Below are 18,276 nucleotides of genomic sequence, written 5' to 3' on the forward strand. Positions count from 1 at the left end.
TGACGTTTCTTCATCCTGCGCACGGGTCAGCGCGCTTGCGACGTAAAGCCGTTGGGCGTGAACGGATCTGACACCGCGGCGTCATGCCCGCTTCGTCGGCGCTACCGTCGTCTCGGGCCTTGTGAGTGCCCTCCGCGCGGCTACAGCCGCGTCCGCGAACTCGCGGTCGAAATCATTGCGGGTGACCGACCACAAACGGAAGGCCGCGACCGCAGATATGATCAACGGAACCGACGCGGCCAAGAAAATGCTGTTCGCAGAGAATGATCCTGCGGCGTAGCCGGCTAGGATAGGTGTGACGACCGCACCGATGCGGCTGATGCCGACCATCAATCCGTAACCTCGGGCCCGTACTGTCACCGGGTACATCGGTGGTGCCATGGCGGTGAACGACGAGACAGAGACGAAAACGGCCAACCCGAGCGCCCCCGCCATGACCAGAGCGAGAGGCCCTTGCATCGTGATCGTGAAGAGCACGAGGCTGACAACTGCCAGGCTCAACGCCACCCAGGCGATCCGTGTGGCGAGGAACTTGAGCCCGATGACGCCGAACACGATCGAGCCCGCCAGGCTTCCGACGCTGATGATAGTTCCTGCGACGGCACCTTCCTGGGCACTTCCGCTCGCATCGGCGATGAGCTGCGGTGTCCAGGTGCCGACGAAATAGTACGCAGCGGTGAGAAAGGTGTAACCGATCCACAGTAAAAGGGTGCGCTCACGCAACTGCGGGCTGAGTACGCCCTCGCGGGTGGAGGACGAGCTGCTCGAGCTGTCATCAGCGGATACGCTCCGCCATTCCTTACTCTGGCGTTCATAGGGGATCCCGAGCCTCGCCGCGATCCGGCCTATTTTGATGTGCGACTTCGGCGTGTCGGACGCGACCAGGAAGGACAGAGTTTCAGGGAGGAGGGAAGAGACGAGGATGAGTCCTGCAGCGCTGACGATCATTCCCACCCAGAACATGGCCTGCCAGGCTCCATCGAAGAGCGCCAGAATCGACACACCCGTCAGCCCTGCCAACGTGCTGCCCAGCGGGAAGCCGACCGTGACGATACCTACGGCAAAGTTTCGCCGCGCGACGGAGGAGAATTCCTGGGCAACGACGATCATAGTCGCGCTGATCACGCCGACGCCGATACCGGTCAGGAATCGGCCCGCCAGCATCGTCGAAGCATTGGGGGCCAAGGCGGTCAGGATCATCGCCAGGATGTTTGTCGTGAGTCCGGCAATAATCAAAGGTCGGCGACCGTACCGATCTGCCAAAGGGGCAACGAACATCGCTCCACAGGCCATGCCCACCAGGCCGGCGCTGATCAGGTAGCCCTTGACGCTCGGCGTTGCAAAGCCCTCCGGCAGATGCGGTAGGACGAACCCCATGGCGAAGAAGTCGAACCCGTCGACCATGTTGCAGAACATGCACAAGAAAATGATGAGCCATTGATAGGGGCGCATCTTCGATGATTTGACCGTACCGACTACGTCCATTCTTCGACTTTCTGCGAGAAGGAAGGGTGAGCCGAGTGTCCACCAAAAACAAGTGATTGTTTTCTAACTATGACTTACATCGCAGCGGCTGTCAAGGGAGTGTTCCGGCGCCTCGCGGCACAGCGAAAATTATTCAGGCAGTGGATGATCGGGAAAAGGCGAGCATGTCCTCGACGCTGACGAATTTGACGCGCGAACGCCCGGTCGCGCGGCCTCGCGCCTTCTCCTCATCGTCTATCCGCCGCCACGCGTCGTAGTCGAGCACGTCATTCTTGCGGGAGCGGACAAGGGCCGAGAATTCCTCCGGTGCGCGCGGGGGCTCGTCGAGTTTGCCGGTGACGAAGTCGTCGATCAGTGATGCAACGGTTTCCATTGCATCGGTTTTGTTCGTACCGATGACTCCTGTCGCGCCCCGCTTGATCCACCCGGAGCAGTACAGACCGCTCACCCGTTCGCCGCCCTCCACGACGCGCCCCTGCTCATGGGGGATTGTGCCGGTGGCGTCGTCGAACGGAAGGCCGACACTCGCGCGGCCGCGGTAGCCGATGGCCCGGAGCACCAGCGGAGTGTCGATCGTCTCGGTGGTGCCGTCCCATCGTGCGAACGTTATCGATTCGACGTGGCCATCTCCCTGGATGGACAACGGAGAGAGTTTGTACCGCAACATGATTCGTCGAGTATTCTCGGTCTGTTCCCGCTCGGCTGCGGCGATGAGGACGGCGTCGCGGCGGTCGTCGGGATCGAGCTGCGAGGACAGCTCGTCCGCGTGGGCCATGAGGTCGACGCCGTCGAGGCGCTCCAGTGAGGTGAGTTCGCCGGTGGTGTACGCCGCATGTTCCGGTCCTCGACGTGCCGCGACAACCACCTGCGTCACTCCGCTGTCCGCGAGAACACTCAGTGCATGATCGGCAATGTCGGAGGTACCGAAGTGATCCGCAGATCCGGTCAGAGCCCGCGCGACGTCCAGGGCGACGTTGCCGTTCCCGACCAGCACGACCGTCTCGCCGGTCAGGTCGAAGTCCCTGTCTGAGTGATCGGGGTGGCCGTTGTACCACGCCACCATCTCGCGGGCGGAGTATGAACCCGGCAGATCCTCGCCGGGGATTCCAAGCTTACGGTCGTCGTCGGCACCGGCTGCCCATACGACGGCGTGGTGATGTTCCAGGAGCTCGTCGACCGAGACGTCGGCGCCCACCTCGACATTGAAGTAACACGACACCGTCTTCTTCGACAGCGTCTTCTTGAAGAGTTCGGTGATGCGTTTCGTCTGGCCATGGTCCGGGGCGACCCCGGATCTCACCAGCCCGAACGGGGTCGGGAGCCGCTCGATCACCGAGACGTCCACTCCCCTGATCTCGGACAGCGCAGCCACCGCGTAACACGCCGCCGGTCCGGTACCGACGACGGCGACCCTCAAACTGGGCCGAGTCTCGGGGAGCTTCGGCCTGATGTGGCGGGGTGGGCTGGCATCGACGATCGGCGTGCTCTTGAAGTAATCGGCGTTGATCTTGAGCAGGTCACCGAACGCCTCGGGCATGTCGTAGTCCGGGTGGACGGCATCGATCGGGCACTCGTCCATGCACGCCTGGCAGTCGATGCATGTTGCCGGGTCGATGTAGAGCTGTTCCGTCGACAAGAAGTCCGGATCGCCCGGGCGAGGCCTGATGCACTGCACGGGGCAGACCGCGACGCACGACGCGTCACTGCAGCAACCGGGGGTGATCACGAAGACCATTGGGGCACCTTCATTCCGTGTAGATGTGGTCCTGGTCACGTCTCGGCAATCAAACCACGTCGACGGACGGGTTTCAAGCAAACGTTCGTTTTACTGCCACGAGGAGAAGTCGAGCACCGCACGTCCCCGCATACCGCCTGCGGCGAGCAGGGCGTGAGCATCTGCGGCCTCGTCCGGCGTGAACATCCGCGCGACGCGTGCCGTGATTGCGTCGGAGTCGGCCAGTGCGGTCAACTCCGTCAGCGCGGCGGTGTTCGAGAGTTCTTCGGGCACGAATACCTTGCGCTGGACAACCCCGCGCGCCATCACGACCTGGTCGTGCGACCGCAGGGTTGCCAGTGTTCCGCCATCTCTCACCAGGTCGACCGCGGGTTGTCCGATCACCGCGGCGTCGATGACGCCATCGGCTCCCCCAGGCACATCCCGACGAACGTCGTCGAACCAACCGTCTCCGCGTGGCACCACGTGGTCCGCTCCGAGCTCACGGACACGATGCTCGTCAGCCGCGGACGCGACTGCGACGACGTACAGTCCGCGCACCTTCGCGATCTGGATCGCAAGGCCACCGACAGCGCCCGCCGCCCCCAGTACGACCACGGTGTCACCGGCATGCACCCCCAGACCGTCCACCGATGCCATCGCGGTCAACCCGTTCATCGGTAGCGTGCTGGCCTCGACGTCGCTGAGACCGACAGGTGAGGTCGCCAAGGACTCGACGGGCACGCCGACCAACTCCGCCTGTGCCCCGCCGCCGGCGCGCCACGCCGACACGGCAGCCATGACACGTGTCCCTACAGGCCACCGGGAATCGGTGGAGCTGTGAACAGTCCCGGCCAGATCCATGCCCGGCACGTACGGAAAGGGAAGTCCGGTCACGAAATGCTTCTGTAGACCTGCTCTGAGCAGAAGGTCCGCGTTGTTCACCGCGGCCGCGCCGACGTGGACGATCACGTGTCCCGCCTCGGCCGCGGGCGCAGGCACCTCGCCGACACTGAGCACCTCCGGGCCACCGTAGGAGGGGATGGTGATGGCTCGTACGACACTTCCAGCGGGTGACATCGTCAACTTTCGTTTGCTCGGGCGCCCTCGGCGATGCGGTCGGGATCGGTCATGAACGGACGCGCATACGAGGGATCGGATCTGTCGCGGGCAGACAGCGCAGCAGTGACCATCAGCGATGCCATGGCCGGCGGCAGTCCGTCCTTGACTGCGGTGAAGGCAAACGGATCGTGGGGGTCCGGGACCCGATCGAGCGGGATCCAATCACGCAGACACACTCTGTGAGCGATGGCCCACACCCCATCTCTTTTCTCGAAACGGTCGACGTATCGACCACCGCTCATGACCAGGGGCGGTCCCTCGCGGTTCATCCCGACGAACATGTAGTAGGTCTCGGTGTGCGCGACATCGCCGTCCAGTTCACATGTGTGGTTGAACAAGCAGTGCTGCTGGCTCATGTGCAACGTGCTGTGCATGCCGATGACCCAATCGGCGAATTCCTCTCGTCCGCCCACGAACATGCCGTGGTCGTCGATCGCGTCGTCGTGATAGACGGACAGCAGAATGTCGCGATCCAGGCGATCGACCCCACGGCTGTAGCGCATGAGGCAGTCGAGAATGGCCTGACGATCCGCGAGTGTGCGAACGAGAGCGTCGATGTCGGCTCGGTCGCTCATCGCCAGTGCTCCATCGGGTGTCCGGCGACCGGCGATGGCAGCACCTGGATGTCGTCCATACCAAGCCCGCCGAGGTAGATGGTTCTCAGATCGGGGCCGCCGAAAGCAATGCTGGACAGGTTCGACAATTGTGAACCGCGACTTCGTGAAATCTTCTGCCACGTCAAGCTTCCGGACGCGTGTGCCGACGCGACCGCTTCGAGGTCTCGGGTGTCAGCGTCCTCGAACAGTACTGACCAGGATAAATCCGGTTCGATACGGATGATGCGGTTGGAGATGACACAGACGACCCACAGTGCGCCCTCTGCGTCGAACGCCATCCCGTCTGGATACGTATCGCCCGGGTAGCGAATCTGGACGCGATTGCTCAACGTGCCGTCGGCCGCGACGTCGTAGCGTGTCGTGCGGCAGGCAAAGGTCTCGTTGACGAACAGGTGCGCGCCGTCGGGGGACAACCTGACCTCGTTGGTCCAGTTGAGCCCGTCTGCGACGACGCTGGTCACGCCGTCGCGAACCAAGAGGATTTGTCCGGTGTCCTCGTCGGCGGTGAAGTGCTCGTGCTTGCGTCCCCGCGAGCTGATGGTGATCCATGTGCGGTCACCGTCGACGAGCACGAAGTTGGTGCGTGGGATCGGCTTTCCGTCGAGATCGGTCGCGAAAGGTCGTGCCTCACCGCGCCGTCCGACCCGCCACACACCTCCTGCTCGGCCCATATTTGCGAACAGGAAGTCACCGTCGACCGTCATCGCGATCCCGTTCGGGCGAAAACCGTTGCTGACCAGATCCGTCTCCACCGCAGACTCGGTGCGTCCGTCCGGGTCGATCTGCGCGATACCCAACGTCCAGTCGCCGGTGTACAGCGACCCGTCGGGTGCCGCAAGCACACATTCCGGGCGGTTCAGCCCGAACCCCACGCGACCGAGGTCTTCGGGTCGAAACGGCTCGATTTCCGTCAGTGTCATACGGCTCCCTTCGTGGATCTGCGTCGGTGATATCGCATCAGAGCGCCAGGTATCCGCCATCGACAGGGATGGTCGTCCCCGTCACGTAGGACGATTCGTTGGAAGCGAGGAAGACTGCCGGACCGGCGATTTCGTCGGTCTCGCCGACTCGACCGAGGGGAACCCGCTGCAGGAATTTAGCGTTTCCGTCTCCAGTGACCGTCATCAGACCGCTCTTCATCCGCCCAGGCGCCAAGCCGTTGGCCCGGCCACCGGTGGGACCGAGCGTGCGTGAGAAGTACTGGACCAGGGATCGGATGCCGGCTTTGGTCGCACCGTAGGCAGCACTCGAGCGCGGCGCGGTGAACCCAGCGATCGACGACAGGAAAATAACGCTCACACCCTGATGCTTCAGAGCGGGCAGAAGCGCAACGGTCAGGTCCCATTGTCCGGTGAGATTGACGCTGACGATCTGGTCCCACTTCTCGGCCTGATCGTCATCGCCGGGTCTGCTGCGAGGCGAGATCCCGGCATTGTTGACCAAGATGTCGATCTCGGGGTGCGCCTCGACCACTCGGACACCGAAGTCCACCACTGCCTGACGGTCTCCGATGTCGAGTATTTCGGCCGTGGCCGAGCCACCTGCCGCCACGATGCGGTCGACGATCTCACTGGCAGGCTCCGCATTTCGGTCGACCACCACGACGTGCGCACCCTCGGCGGCCATGGCAGTGGAGATAGAGGCACCCAGCCCGCCCCCTCCCCCGGTTACCACAGCTGTCTTTCCCGCAAGTCGGCTCATCTGGACACTCTTTTCATCTGGACACTCTTTTCATCTGGACACTCTCTCCTTCGTTCGTGTCGGATACGGCGCGCCTCAAGACATGACGTAGCCCTTGTAGTCGTGTTCCTTCACGTCGTCGCAGTACGCACGGAATCGTGGATTGCCGCCGACGAACAGCAGCACCTCACGCTTGTCGCGGCCCGGAATGTTCTGGTTGATACCCGTGAACCATGAATTCGTCTGACCGAGCAGCAGTTTGCCCTGCAGCTTCGACGCGTAGGTCGTGAAGCTTTCCGCAGCCTCGAGCTCGGGTTCGATGCGTGTGACGCCATCCTCTTTCGCTTTGATCATCATGTCGCTGAGCCAGTCGATGGCCATGGCCGAGCACCGCGGGATGTTGCAGAACGTGGCGCCGCTCTGCGGTCCGACGAGCATGAAGAAGTTCGGGAAGCCGGGGCACTGCATTCCCATGTACGTCTTGAGGCCGTTGTTCCATTCGTCCTTCAGCGCGACGCCGTCGACACCGCGGATGTCGATTCGATTCCACGAGCCCTTGACTGCGTCGAAGCCGGTCGCGTAGATGATGACGTCGAGTTCGTGCAGTCCCTCCGGGGTCTCGATGCCCTGGGGCGTCACGCGAGTGATCGAGGTCGAGTGGAGGTCGACGAGCGAGACGTTCTCCTGGTTGTACACCTCGTAATATTTGGTCTCGAGCGGAATTCGCTTCGTCCCGAAGCCGTGGTCCTTGGGAATCAGGGCTTCGGCCGTGCGGGGGTCCTTCACGCGATCACGAATCTTCTGCGCCACGAAGTCGGAGACATACTTGTTCGCCTCCGGGTCCGTCAGCACGTCGTGGTACGCGCCCAGCCACAGCGAGAAGCCGGGTCCCTTGTACAGCTCTTCGAGCTTCGCGTCGCGTTCTTCCTTCGGCACATCGAAAAGGTTCTTCTCGATGAACTCGTGCGGGAAACCTGCCAGAGACGCGTCGCACTTGGCCGTGAACTCGTGGTAATTGGACTTGATGTAGTCCATGCGCTCCTGAGTCATCGGGCCGTTGCCGAGCGGCGTGCACCAGTTCGGGTCGCGGAGGAACACGGTGAGGTGATCTGCCACCTTCGCCATCTCCTGGATCGTCTGCACGCCGGTCGACCCGACGCCGATGACACCGACTCGTTTGCCGGTGAAGTCCATCTTCGCCGGACCGAAGCCCTCGGGATCGCGGGGCCAGTTCGCGGTGTGGTAGCTCTCGCCCTTGAAGGTGTTGATACCGGGGAGGTTCGGCATCTGCGGGGTGGACAGGGGTCCGAGCGCAGAGAAGACGAAACGTGCGGTCACCGGCGCCCGCCACGCCTGCTGGAAACCGACGGTATAGAGGTTGTTCTCCTCGTCGAACACAGCCTTGTCGACCTTGGCGTTGAAGATGAAGTCCTTACGAATGTCCATGATCTCGGCGGCGCGGTGAATGTAGCTCAAGACCTCCGGCTGCGCTGCGAACCGCTCCGACCAGTTCCATTCCTGCATCAACTCGTCGTTCCAGAAGTAGCCGTACACCTCACTCTCGGAGTCGATACGGCATCCCGGGTAGCGATTGTGGTGCCAGACGCCCCCGATGTCATCCGCCCCTTCGACGCCCAACACCGTGTAGCCCATCTCCCGCAGCCGGTAAGCCTGGTAAAGACCGCTCAGGCCTGCTCCGATCACGAGGACATCGAAGTCGGGTTCTTTTGTCATGTCGCATTTTCCTCTCCATGGACCCCGCTTCGAGGTCGCGCGCGTTGCATCGTGTCTCGGATGTCCAGACGGGCAGCCCAAGCCTTCCGTACAAACGATTGTTTGTTAACTGTGGCACGAGGGCGTGGCTGCGTCAACATCACGTCCGGACGGACCGAAGTCTGTGTCGACGAAACGGGGTCGGACGATAATGAGACCTTGACCACATGAACATTGTCGTGTAAACAAACAAGTGATTGTTAGTAAATTGATGAAGGGGTATGCCTGGTGCACTTCCAAGAAACCTACGCCGGGCTGCGGGTTCTCGATCTCAGTGAGAACATCGCCGGCCCCCTGGCGTGCTTGATCCTCGCCGATATGGGCGCGGACGTCGTCAAGATCGAGCGTCCCGTCCACGGCGACGCCACCCGTTCCCTTCCCCCTTATTGGGCGGGCGAAGCGACGGTGTTCCACACCGTCAACCGCAACAAGCGCAGCGCCGCGATCGATTTGAAATCCGGAGCCGGCCGTGACGCCGTCCTGCGGTTGGCCGCGTCTGCGGATGTGGTGGTGGAGTCCTTCCGTCCGGGCGTGGCGTCGCGCCTCGGCCTAGGGTTCGAGGAGATGACGAACGCCAACCCGGCGCTCGTCCATGTCTCGGTCAACGCTTTCGGCACCGGCCCGCTGGGACACGACCGCCCCGGCTACGACGCTCTGGTGCAAGCCTTCACGGGCATCATGGAGATGACGGGAGAGCCGGACGGTGGGCCCGTCCGAGCCGCACCGTCGGTCATCGACATCTCGACGGGTCTGTGGGCAGCGCTCGCCGTCCAGGGTGCCTTGGTCAGGCGTGACAAGTCGGGTGAGGCGCAGAAGGTCGAAGCGACTCTCATCGACACCGGACTCTTCATGATGTGCCACCAGATCATCGGATACCTGGGCACGGGCACATTTCCGGGGCGCCTCGGGTCCGCGGCTCCCAGCGCGGCTCCGTACCAGATCTTCAGCACCTCGGATCGGCCGATCATGATCGCTACCTCCACGGACCGGATGTTCACCACGCTCTGCCGGACGCTCGGACCGGTCGAGCTCGCCACCGATGCACGCTTCGTCACGATGGACCGCAGACTTGCGAACCGCGACGAACTGGCCGCTCTGCTACAAGAAATTCTCGTGACCAAGGGTTCCGGGGAGTGGCTCGACATCATCTCCGCAGCCGGTATTCCGGTAGGCCCTGTCAACGACCTGGCCGAGACGCTCGCGCACCCACTCACACTGGAACGCAACATGATTGCACCGGCGGACGAGGGCAGGATTGCCGATCTTCTGCAGATCCACCTCCCTATGGACGGTGAACGCTCCGCGTCTCGCCGCCAGGCACCCTCCGTCGGTGAACACACGGAATCCGTTCTCGCCGAGGCCGGATTCACCCCCGACGAAGTAGCCGCCGTCATTCAAGCGTCGGCGCGCACGAAAGGACCGGAAGTCGCGTGATGACCAAGGACGCCCTGCCGGGCCAGAGCGAGCAACGGCGCGAAGAACTCGAGCAGCGGTGGCAGACCTGGGCCCCTCGCTCACTCGCGCAATTGTTGGATCACGTCGCGGTGGCTCATCCTGACCGGCCGATGATCGTGACCGACGAGCGCACGTACTCCTACGCCGATGTCGCCGAGCTCTCCACTCGATTGGCAGCGGGCTTACATTCCATCGGTATCCGGACCGGCGATCATGTCGCCGTCGTGATGGCGAATTACCCCCATGCCGTGGCGCTGAAATTTGCTGTGGCGCGCCTCGGTGCTGTATCGGTGAGCGTCAACTTCATGCTGCGGCACCGAGAGCTCGGCTACGTTCTGGGCCAGTCCCGCTCCAAGGTCCTGATCACGATGGACGAGTTCCGCGGCCTCGACTACACATCCGAGCTGGATCAGTTGATCCCGGGGTGGGAGAGCTGCGGTGGCGGCGATGTACTCACCGAGCTTCGCGACGTGTTCGTCTTCGGGACCAGCAGTACGCCGCCGAGTCGCGGGCGCTCCGTGGAAGATCTGATCGCCCTCGGTGCAGACGTGAGCAACGAGACCATTGCGGCTCTGACCGCCTCGGTCGATCCCGACTCCACCTCGGACCTGCTCTACACATCCGGGACGACCGGCAAGGCCAAGGGCGTGACTCTGAGCCACGACGGCATCCTGCGTACCGCCTATTCCAGCGCGTACACACGGGCCTTGAGCGACGGCTACCGGATCATGTATGCCTTGCCGCTCTACCACGTGTTCGGATACGTGGAAGCTACGATCGCAACGATGTTCGTCGGTGGCTCGACCGTCCCCAAGTGCTCGTTCAGCGCGGCCGACATGCTCGCCGCCGTCGCGAAGCACAAGGCGGACGAGATCATGTGCGTGCCTGCCATGACCAGCGTGCTGCTCGAGGAAGCAAGTACCTCGTCGTACGACCTTTCCAGCCTGACGACGGTGTTTTCCTCCGGTTCCGTTCACGCCCCCGGCATGTTCGATCGCATCCGGGAGACACTCGGTGTGGAGCGGATCTTCACGGCCTACGGTCAGACCGAGACCACGGCGTCGACGATGTGCACACGTCCGGGAGATTCGATAGAACGTCTCAGCCACACCAACGGAGCCGTCAAACCGGCAGGGATCGCCGGTGACCCGGAACTCGGCGGGACGCTCGCCGTCTACAAGGTCGTGGATCCGGTGACGGGCGAGGATCTCCCTGCCGGCGAGGTCGGAGAACTGCTCGTACGCGGGCCGATCATCACCCGCGGGTACTACGACATGCCGGAGCAGACCGCGGACATGTTCACCGAGGGTGGCTGGATGGTGACCGGCGACCTGGGTCGCCTGTCGGAGGACGGCTATCTCACGCTCACGGGTCGCAAGAAAGAGTCCTACCGTTTCGGCGGGGAGTTGGTCATCCCGAGTGACATCGAAGAGGTCTTGAACGACCATCCCGGCATACTCGAGGCTCACGTGGTCGGTATCCCGCACGAACGGTGGGGCGAGGTGGGCTGCGCGTGGGTCGTCGCCAACCCGGAGGCCGTCCCCGAGGCGGCCGAATTGATCGAATACTGCTCCTCTCGCCTGGCTCGGTTCAAGGTCCCGGCGGTCGTGTACTTCGTCGACGCAGCAGAGTTGCCTCGCACGGTCACCGGTCGCGTGCAGAAGTTCCGCCTCGTCGAGCGCGCAGCGCAGTACGCGGCCCGGCGTGACACAGCGCCGGCCTCATGAGCGGCGAACACGGCGTCGTCATCGTCGGCGGCGGGATCGCCGCCGTCCGCTGCGCCCAGGGCCTCCGAGAGAACGGGCACGCGGGACGGATCACGCTCCTGACGGAGGAATCGCATCACCCTTACGACCGGCCTCCCCTGTCGAAGGACATGTTGCGTCCCCAGAATCCTTCCGAGCCGACGTGGCTCCTCGATCCCGATGAGGCTGTCGCGCTCGACGTGGACGTACGGACCCGACATGAGGTTGTCAGCGTCGACGTGCACGGGCGAACAGTGTCGACGGCAGGGGGTAGCGAACCGATCGGCTACGACAGTCTCGTCGTCGCAACGGGAACCCGCGCGAGACGGTTGCCGGCCTTGGCCGGAGTCGAGGGCGTTCACTACCTCCGCACTGCGGACGACGCCCGGTCGATTCGCGACGCCCTGCGCCCCGGTAGCTCGGTGACCATCGTCGGGGGCGGATTCATCGGGCTCGAAGTTGCCGCGATGGCCCGGACCCGCGGCTGCGAGGTGACGATAGTAGAGGCCGCCGAATACCCGTTGGAGCTCGCTCTGGGCGCAGAACTCGCGGCGTGGCTGCAGCAGTGGCACACCGGACACGGCGTGCGTTTCAGGTGCGGTGTGGGGGTGAAGCGCGCGTCCAGATGGGCGGGGCAGGTGATCGTGACACTCGACGACGGATCCGAAGTGCTCTCCGATTCGGTCGTAGTCGGCGTCGGTGTTCATCGGGACCTCGACTGGCTCTCTGCGTCCGGCATCCGCACCCACGTCGGTCTGGTCTGCGACGTCGACGGACGCACCGACGTCGAAGGTGTCTTCGGCGCCGGCGACGTGGTCTGCACCCATGTCGACGAGACATGCGCACCGGTCCAACACTGGACGGCCGCGGGTGAGTCCGGGCAACGTGTCGCGCGCACGATACTGGGTGTCGCGCGCACGATACTGGGTCAAGGGCCCGAGGAATGGGTCGACGAGCACTACTTCTGGTCGAATCAGGGCGCTCTGCGGCTGATGTCGGTGGGTGGGCGGACATCCGAGGCCGAGCTCGAGATCGTCGCGGGCGACCTGGAATCCGGGAAGTTCGTGGCGCATTGGACCGACAACGGCCGCGTCGTCGGTGTGCTCGGAGCGAACAGCGCTCGGGGTTTCCTGCAGGGCAGGGCAGCATTCGTCGCCGGGCTCGATCGAGCCGGCCCACGTCAATGAACCACACACGGGGCGCGATCAGCGGCCGAGGACGCCCTTCATCATGGCGTCGGAAAGTCGCACGCTCAATTCCTCGACCGACGTCGGCCCATCCGAGGACAGCCACTCAGGGGTCCAGTTGAGCGACCCGAGGATGCTGAGCACCGTAACCTTCACATCGATGTCGGCGGCGAAGCTTCTCTCGGCGACGCCCTCCTCCAGGACCAGCGTGAAGAGTGACTCGTAGTCACCGCGCCGTTCGCGAACGCGACGCTGGTTCTCCTCACCGAGGTAGCGCCACTGATGGAACACGATCTGGGTGCGCTGCGGTTGCTTCGCGACGACCTTGACGTGAGCCAGGATCATCGCCCTCAGTTTGGCGTCCGCGAACTCCTCGGACTTGTATGCACGCGTGACCTCGTCGTAGAACTCTTCGATGCCCTGTTCGATGATCTCGAGCAGGAGCTCCTCTTTGCCTGCGATGTGCGCGTACAGACTGCCGGCGAGAACTCCTACCTCACCCGCGATGTCTCGCACGGAAGTTGCGGGATAACTCTTACGGCCGAAGAGTTCTGTGGCGGCGCGCACGATTGCCTCGCGAGGCGTCAGATCGGCCGCCGCTGCAATCTTTGTCATCGTCGCACCGCGTTTTCTACTCGTGCCCAGGACAAGAAGACGACCTACCCTGGAACAGGACCTTTGCTGGAATCACTGTACTGGTCGGGGGCGTGCCATGTGTCCGGCGAGTGCCCCGAGGACGAGAGCACGGCACTCAACGTAGGCACGCGACCTGGTTGAGCCACACCACACGCCCCGCGAGGACATCGGCGAGCGTGTACTCGTCATTGCTCACGCCGAAGGTGTCATCGGCGCGAGCGAACTGCAGCAGCGCGCCGAACGTCTCGCGTGGCGACAGGAATGTCTCGGACCACAGGCGGGAGGAGGTGTCCGTTCCCACTGCCGCGAGGCCGACACCGCCGAGGTCTGTCACAGTCTGTGCCACGTCATCGACCATGACGGTCAGGTGGTGGAAGCCCTCGCCGCGGCGGTCGAGATGGCCCGCCAGCACACTGTTTTCCCGCAGGGGCTGCATGAGCTCGATGTTGAATCCCGCCAGTGCAAGCTTCAGGATGCGTACGCCGGTGACGTCGTTGTCGCCGCCGAACACCATCGTCGCTCCGAGTACATCTGCGAACAATCGCGCGGCGGGCACCATATCGCGCACCGCGATGGCGATGTGGTCCACCGACCTCACCTGTGATGCCGTTCCGAGGCCGGTGGACATCGATCAGTCCTTCAGCGTCAGGATCGTCACCGCAGCGACGGCCTCGTCGAGATCGTCGAGTATCCCTCCGCTGTTCTGCGCCAGACCGACACGCGCACCGGCGACCTGACGAGCGCCGCCACGACCGCGAAGCTGGTCGGCGAGCTCGATGAGCTGAGCGCAGCCCGTCGCGCCCAGGGCGGACAGCTGCGCTCGGGTCAGCGCGATATCCATGGCCCGCGCCACGGGCTGCGCCGCCCGAGGGTCGGCGCCGTTCGAGGTCAGTGCCCACCCCGCCACTCGCACGTCGGGTTTTCCAGCGCGCTTGACGTAGTCGCTGGACGCCACGATGACTGCTGCTGCGCCGTCTCCGATCGGAGAGCACATGAGCATTCGGAGCGGGTCGGAGATCATTCGGCTCGCCATGACGTCCTCGACCTCGACCGGCGTCTGGAACTGCGCCTTCGGGTTGAGGGAGCCGTGGAATCGGTTCTTGACCGACACGAGGGCCAGATCCTCGGCCGTCACCCCGGAGCGCTCCATGAACGAACGAGCCTTGGCGGCATAGAGATCCATGAGAGGCGAATGGGAGGATCCCTCCACCTCCGGCGGGGCGCCGGTGGCACCGACGGTCGATGCGAGTGCCGTGTGTTCGTGGAGGTCGACCGCTGTTGCCAGCGCGTCGAAGCTGCGCCGTTTCGTCGGGTGCGTGAGCCGCTCGACTCCCATGACCAGCACCACGTCCGCGGTACCCGAAGCTACGGCCATGCAGGCGACGTCGAAGGCCGAGGACGACGATGCGCACGCGTTCTCGACGTTGATCATCGGCACTCCGGCGAGCCCGGCATGTCTGAGCGCGACCTCCGACCGGATCATCTCCTGGCCGTGGAGGAAACCGTCGGCTGCGTTGCCGAATACCACCATGTTCAGGTCGGATGCGGTGATACCCGCATCGGTCAGCGCCAGGCCGAGTGCCTCTTGCGAGAGCGAACGCATATTGTCGTCGGGTCGGCGCCCGAACGAGGTGATGCCGGTTCCGAGGATGGACACACTCATCGGTGGGCCTCGCTCGGGGCGGTCGAGATCGACATAGTGACCCTTTCGGCAGAAAACAAACGTGTGTTTGTAGACTAGACTCAGGACTGAGGGATTGACAATCTCCCCCGGCCGTCGGCATTTCATGAAACTCGGCGAGAGGACAGCACATGGGTAGGAAAGCGGCTGCTTCGCAGCCCAAAGGCCAGTCCACTTCCGTAACACCCGACATCATCAAGGTCGAGGCCATACGGCTGTTCAGCGAACGTGGCTACCCGGTGATCGGTATGCGTGATCTGAGCGAGGCGGTGGGCATTCTGCCCGGCAGTCTCTATGCCCACATCGCGAGTAAAGAGAAGCTACTACTCGACATCGTCGCGTCTGGGGTTCGGAACTTCACCGACGTCATCGCCCCGATCGTCGAGAGGGACGGGCCTGCCGACGAACGTCTGCGCGAGGCGATTCGAGCTCACATGCGCGTTCTTGCCGTGACACTCGATCAGACACGAGTGACATTCCATCAGTGGCACTACCTGACCAACGACAACCTCGATCAGATGGTCGCCGTCCGGCGCGACTACGAGATGTTGTTCAAACGTCTCGTCGCCGAGGGCATCGAGGACGGCACGCTCCTGGGAACGTCACGTCCGACGGTTGCCACGTTGTCCATCATCGGCGTGTTGGGCTCGGCCACCGAATGGTTCTCCCCCACCGGATCCGCATCGGCCGACGAGATCGGCGATGCGATTGCGGATGTTCTCACTCTCGGCCTCGGCACTCGCTGACCTCCCCGGCCTACCAGTGCATTCGGCGCCGCCCGCAGTGTTGAGAGCGGCGCCGAAACACCACCGAGGATTGTCATTCCTCGATTCTGATGGCTCGCTCGGGGCAGACCTTGGCGCCGTACCGTGCCGACTCCTCGAGCCCGGGCGGAACATCGATCGAAGTGCCCCGAAAGAGGTTGTATCCGTTGTCGTCTACTTGGTAGACGTCGCCGGCAAGAGCCTCGCACCGCGCGTGTCCGGTACAACCCTGCTGGCCACCGTCGACGCCCTCGTTGATGTAAGCCTTCACGACGTACTCCTTTCCTTCGTGTCCTCGCTCGGAAAGATTCAGAACTTCAGCTTCAGCGTGCGCATCGACCGCAGGTAGCCGGTCATGTAGACGGGTGGCTCGACGACGGTGTACTCGGGAACGCGTCGCAGCCACTCCTCGAACGTCGCACGAAGCTCGAGACGAGCCAAGTTCGATCCGATGCAGCGATGGATGCCGACTCCGAAGGCAGAATGCAGCACAGTCTCGCGCGTGATGTCGATTGTCTTCGGGTCTTCGACGACCTCCGGGTCACGTGATGCGCCCGCGTAGACCATCATCACGAAATCACCCTTTTCCAACTGCCGACCGCCCAGCTCCACGTCCCTGGTGCAGGTGCGACCGAGTGCCACGACCGGTGCGAACACGCGGGCGAACTCCTCAATGGCGCGGGGAATGTAGGTGTCGGGATCGTCGATCAGGAGCTGACGAGCCTCCGGGTTCGCTGCGAGCCAGTTGATCGCCGACGCCATCACGTAGGTGGAGGTCGCGATGCCACCGAACGTCATGTCCACCAGGACCGAGACGCGATCTTCCCACGACGACTCCGTTCCGTCCTCATACTGCACACCGGCAGCGATCATGTCGACCATGTCGCCGCGCGGAGGCTGCTCGGACCGTTCCTTGAGGTACTTGCCGAGGTACTCGAACACGAAGGCGAACTTGGCGCCACGCTCTTCGAGATCAGCAGCGAACGTCCCCTGCTCGACCCCGTCGACAAGCTTGTCGAGGTCTTCGACGGGGACGCCGAGAACGTTCTTGAAGAATGCCCAGCCCGGAAGGAGCGCCGCGAACTCGCTGACGAACTCGCACTCGCCCTTCTCGATGAACGAGTCGATGAGGGTGTTCGCGTCCTCGCGAATCGTTGTCTCGTACTCCGCGATAGCCCCGGGTCCCATGAACGGGTTCAGCGCCTGGCGCCACGCCGTATGCAAGGGCGGGTCCGACTCTTCCGGATACAGGAACGGCAATCCGTCCGGGCGATTCGGCATGTAACCACCGGCGGCCGAGAACGTCTTCCAGTTCTGTCCCACCTCGCGGACGAGCTGATTTTGCGACACGAGGTAGTAGCCGCTGCCGACCTTGCTGTGCGCTACCGGGCATTTGGCGACCAGGTCGTCGATGATGTCGACATGCTTGTCGTTGAACGCCGGGTCGTCCAGATCGAAGTCGTTGTAGATATCGCGCCCGTACTTGCGGATCGACTCGTCGATGTCGGCCTGGGTAGGTGCCGTGTAGGAACGTGCCTGAGTCTCAGAAGTCATGCTGTGTCCTCATTTCGGATGTGTGCGAAGTCGGTGGGTCGGACGAGGTGAGGTGTACGGCGGTGGTCAGAGGAGCGTGTATCCACCGTCGATGAGGTGGTCTGCGCCCGTGATGAAGCTCGACTCGTCGCTGGCCAGAAATACTGCGAGGGAGGCGACTTCGCTCGGGTCGGCGATACGGCCGACAGGGTTGCGACCGATGATGGCCTTGATCATGTCCTGCGGGAGGCTGTCGGTGATGGCGGTCTGGATGGTGCCGGGACTGATCGTGTTGACCCTGATGCCCTGCGCTGCGTATTCGGCAGCGGCGGTCTTGGTCAGCATGATGACCCCTCCCTTGGCGGCGCAGTAGCTGGCCATGGACGGAAACGCGACCATGGCGGCCATGGAAGCGGTGTTGATGATCGATCCACCGCCACCCTTCAACATCTCCGGGATGGCGTGGTGGATGCCGAGGAACACCCCGCGCAGGTTGATGGCCTGCACCTTGTCCCAAGCCTCCTCGCTCATGTCGCCCACCATCGCGATTTCGCCGTCGATGCCGGCGTTGTTGTAGAGGATGTCCAGCTTGCCGAACGTGTCGACCGCCGCGGCGACGACTGATCGGACGCTTTCACCGCTGGTCACGTCCGTGGACACGCCAAGGGCGCCGTCGCCGAGTTCCTTGGCCAGAACGTCCTCCGCGCCGGAGATGTCGGCGAGCACCACCTTGGCGCCCTCCTCGTGGAATCGACGTGCCGTTGCTGCGCCGATCCCCGAACCTGCGCCGGTGACGATCGCGACCTTGTCTGCCAGGCGTCCGGTCATAGGAATTCCCTCCATCGTGATTACAGCGGCCTAGTGGCCGTGGCTAAAAAACAAGT

Annotated in this window: 17 protein-coding genes; 4 read left to right on the forward strand and 13 right to left on the reverse strand. The window is 63.4% G+C overall.

Translation table 11 applies throughout. From position 1 onward, the window contains the following. Nucleotides 1-81 precede the first annotated feature (81 nt). The 7 genes from YH3_RS32125 to YH3_RS32155 all read right to left on the reverse strand — a co-directional run bounded on the left by YH3_RS32125 (nucleotide 82) and on the right by YH3_RS32155 (nucleotide 8,352). Nucleotides 82-1,485 carry an MFS transporter gene (locus tag YH3_RS32125; protein WP_238592752.1) on the reverse strand — a complete coding sequence of 468 codons (1,404 nt, stop codon included), beginning with the start codon at nucleotides 1,483-1,485 and terminating at the stop codon, nucleotides 82-84. Between the two features lie 133 nt (nucleotides 1,486-1,618). After that, nucleotides 1,619-3,220 (reverse strand): FAD-dependent oxidoreductase, encoded by a 1,602-nt coding sequence (locus tag YH3_RS32130; protein WP_064444804.1) that lies wholly within the window; start codon nucleotides 3,218-3,220, stop codon nucleotides 1,619-1,621. A 90-nt stretch (nucleotides 3,221-3,310) separates the two neighbouring features. Next, complete coding sequence (locus tag YH3_RS32135) at nucleotides 3,311-4,279, reverse strand: NADP-dependent oxidoreductase (RefSeq protein WP_064444805.1); 969 nt, start codon at nucleotides 4,277-4,279, stop codon at nucleotides 3,311-3,313. 2 nt (nucleotides 4,280-4,281) lie between these two features. Beyond that, the gene (locus YH3_RS32140) at nucleotides 4,282-4,896 is read right to left on the reverse strand and encodes a nuclear transport factor 2 family protein (RefSeq protein ID WP_064444806.1); all 615 of its coding nucleotides are present in this window, start codon (nucleotides 4,894-4,896) and stop codon (nucleotides 4,282-4,284) included. Continuing rightward, nucleotides 4,893-5,858 (reverse strand): SMP-30/gluconolactonase/LRE family protein, encoded by a 966-nt coding sequence (locus YH3_RS32145; protein WP_064444807.1) that lies wholly within the window; start codon nucleotides 5,856-5,858, stop codon nucleotides 4,893-4,895. The genes YH3_RS32140 and YH3_RS32145 overlap by 4 nt, the downstream gene beginning before the upstream one ends. Before the next feature lie 37 nt (nucleotides 5,859-5,895). Beyond that, nucleotides 5,896-6,639 (reverse strand): SDR family NAD(P)-dependent oxidoreductase, encoded by a 744-nt coding sequence (locus YH3_RS32150; protein WP_064444808.1) that lies wholly within the window; start codon nucleotides 6,637-6,639, stop codon nucleotides 5,896-5,898. Between the two features lie 75 nt (nucleotides 6,640-6,714). After that, complete coding sequence (locus YH3_RS32155; RefSeq protein WP_064444809.1) at nucleotides 6,715-8,352, reverse strand: NAD(P)/FAD-dependent oxidoreductase; 1,638 nt, start codon at nucleotides 8,350-8,352, stop codon at nucleotides 6,715-6,717. Nucleotides 8,353-8,619: 267 nt separating this feature from the next. Here YH3_RS32155 and YH3_RS32160 point away from each other — a divergent pair, with 267 nt between their 5' ends. From YH3_RS32160 to YH3_RS32170, 3 genes are read left to right on the forward strand one after another with little or no spacing between them, the layout of a single operon-like run. Further along, nucleotides 8,620-9,825 carry a CaiB/BaiF CoA-transferase family protein gene (locus tag YH3_RS32160; protein WP_064444810.1) on the forward strand — a complete coding sequence of 402 codons (1,206 nt, stop codon included), beginning with the start codon at nucleotides 8,620-8,622 and terminating at the stop codon, nucleotides 9,823-9,825. Then, entirely contained in the window at nucleotides 9,825-11,573 is a 1,749-nt protein-coding gene (locus YH3_RS32165) for a class I adenylate-forming enzyme family protein (RefSeq protein WP_064444811.1), read from the forward strand. Before YH3_RS32160 ends, YH3_RS32165 begins: the two co-directional genes overlap by 1 nt. Next, complete coding sequence (locus YH3_RS32170) at nucleotides 11,570-12,778, forward strand: NAD(P)/FAD-dependent oxidoreductase (protein WP_064444812.1); 1,209 nt, start codon at nucleotides 11,570-11,572, stop codon at nucleotides 12,776-12,778. The genes YH3_RS32165 and YH3_RS32170 overlap by 4 nt, the downstream gene beginning before the upstream one ends. 18 nt (nucleotides 12,779-12,796) lie before the next feature. On the opposite strand, the gene YH3_RS32175 is transcribed toward YH3_RS32170, so the two are convergent. The 3 genes from YH3_RS32175 to YH3_RS32185 form a co-directional block, all read right to left on the reverse strand. Beyond that, nucleotides 12,797-13,393 carry a TetR/AcrR family transcriptional regulator gene (locus tag YH3_RS32175; protein WP_064444813.1) on the reverse strand — a complete coding sequence of 199 codons (597 nt, stop codon included), beginning with the start codon at nucleotides 13,391-13,393 and terminating at the stop codon, nucleotides 12,797-12,799. A 136-nt stretch (nucleotides 13,394-13,529) separates the two neighbouring features. Further along, complete coding sequence (locus YH3_RS32180; protein ID WP_064444814.1) at nucleotides 13,530-14,042, reverse strand: VOC family protein; 513 nt, start codon at nucleotides 14,040-14,042, stop codon at nucleotides 13,530-13,532. Nucleotides 14,043-14,045: 3 nt separating this feature from the next. Next, complete coding sequence (locus YH3_RS32185; protein ID WP_064444815.1) at nucleotides 14,046-15,077, reverse strand: thiolase family protein; 1,032 nt, start codon at nucleotides 15,075-15,077, stop codon at nucleotides 14,046-14,048. Between the two features lie 149 nt (nucleotides 15,078-15,226). Between YH3_RS32185 and YH3_RS32190 the strand changes: the two genes are divergently transcribed. Continuing rightward, nucleotides 15,227-15,841: a TetR/AcrR family transcriptional regulator gene (locus tag YH3_RS32190; RefSeq protein ID WP_082920733.1), complete on the forward strand. Its 615-nt coding sequence runs from the start codon at nucleotides 15,227-15,229 to the stop codon at nucleotides 15,839-15,841. A gap of 73 nt (nucleotides 15,842-15,914) precedes the next feature. Here YH3_RS32190 and YH3_RS32195 read toward each other — a convergent pair whose 3' ends face one another. The 3 genes from YH3_RS32195 to YH3_RS32205 form a co-directional block, all read right to left on the reverse strand. Then, the gene (locus tag YH3_RS32195) at nucleotides 15,915-16,130 is read right to left on the reverse strand and encodes a ferredoxin (protein ID WP_064444816.1); all 216 of its coding nucleotides are present in this window, start codon (nucleotides 16,128-16,130) and stop codon (nucleotides 15,915-15,917) included. A 38-nt stretch (nucleotides 16,131-16,168) separates the two neighbouring features. Continuing rightward, a complete protein-coding gene (locus YH3_RS32200) occupies nucleotides 16,169-17,413 on the reverse strand; it encodes a cytochrome P450 (protein WP_064444817.1) in 1,245 nt (414 codons plus the stop codon). Nucleotides 17,414-17,479: 66 nt separating this feature from the next. Continuing rightward, complete coding sequence (locus YH3_RS32205; protein ID WP_064444818.1) at nucleotides 17,480-18,220, reverse strand: SDR family NAD(P)-dependent oxidoreductase; 741 nt, start codon at nucleotides 18,218-18,220, stop codon at nucleotides 17,480-17,482. Nucleotides 18,221-18,276: the final 56 nt, after the last annotated feature.

The sequence above is a fragment of the Rhodococcus sp. YH3-3 genome, from assembly GCF_001653035.1.
GTDB lineage: Bacteria > Actinomycetota > Actinomycetes > Mycobacteriales > Mycobacteriaceae > Rhodococcus_F > Rhodococcus_F qingshengii.

Bases quoted from the DNA above. Each gene is read 5' to 3' on its own strand.
- YH3_RS32130 (WP_064444804.1), bottom strand. From the start codon at position 3,220: ATGGTCTTCGTGATCACCCCCGGTTGCTGCAGTGACGCGTCGTGCGTC.
- YH3_RS32185 (WP_064444815.1), bottom strand. From the start codon at position 15,077: ATGAGTGTGTCCATCCTCGGAACCGGCATCACCTCGTTCGGGCGCCGA.
- YH3_RS32140 (WP_064444806.1), bottom strand. From the start codon at position 4,896: ATGAGCGACCGAGCCGACATCGACGCTCTCGTTCGCACACTCGCGGAT.
- YH3_RS32180 (WP_064444814.1), bottom strand. From the start codon at position 14,042: ATGTCCACCGGCCTCGGAACGGCATCACAGGTGAGGTCGGTGGACCAC.
- YH3_RS32175 (WP_064444813.1), bottom strand. From the start codon at position 13,393: ATGACAAAGATTGCAGCGGCGGCCGATCTGACGCCTCGCGAGGCAATC.
- YH3_RS32155 (WP_064444809.1), bottom strand. From the start codon at position 8,352: ATGACAAAAGAACCCGACTTCGATGTCCTCGTGATCGGAGCAGGCCTG.
- YH3_RS32150 (WP_064444808.1), bottom strand. From the start codon at position 6,639: ATGAGCCGACTTGCGGGAAAGACAGCTGTGGTAACCGGGGGAGGGGGC.
- YH3_RS32135 (WP_064444805.1), bottom strand. From the start codon at position 4,279: ATGTCACCCGCTGGAAGTGTCGTACGAGCCATCACCATCCCCTCCTAC.
- YH3_RS32200 (WP_064444817.1), bottom strand. From the start codon at position 17,413: ATGACTTCTGAGACTCAGGCACGTTCCTACACGGCACCTACCCAGGCC.
- YH3_RS32125 (WP_238592752.1), bottom strand. From the start codon at position 1,485: ATGGACGTAGTCGGTACGGTCAAATCATCGAAGATGCGCCCCTATCAA.
- YH3_RS32165 (WP_064444811.1), top strand. From the start codon at position 9,825: ATGACCAAGGACGCCCTGCCGGGCCAGAGCGAGCAACGGCGCGAAGAA.
- YH3_RS32145 (WP_064444807.1), bottom strand. From the start codon at position 5,858: ATGACACTGACGGAAATCGAGCCGTTTCGACCCGAAGACCTCGGTCGC.
- YH3_RS32190 (WP_082920733.1), top strand. From the start codon at position 15,227: ATGGGTAGGAAAGCGGCTGCTTCGCAGCCCAAAGGCCAGTCCACTTCC.
- YH3_RS32170 (WP_064444812.1), top strand. From the start codon at position 11,570: ATGAGCGGCGAACACGGCGTCGTCATCGTCGGCGGCGGGATCGCCGCC.
- YH3_RS32205 (WP_064444818.1), bottom strand. From the start codon at position 18,220: ATGACCGGACGCCTGGCAGACAAGGTCGCGATCGTCACCGGCGCAGGT.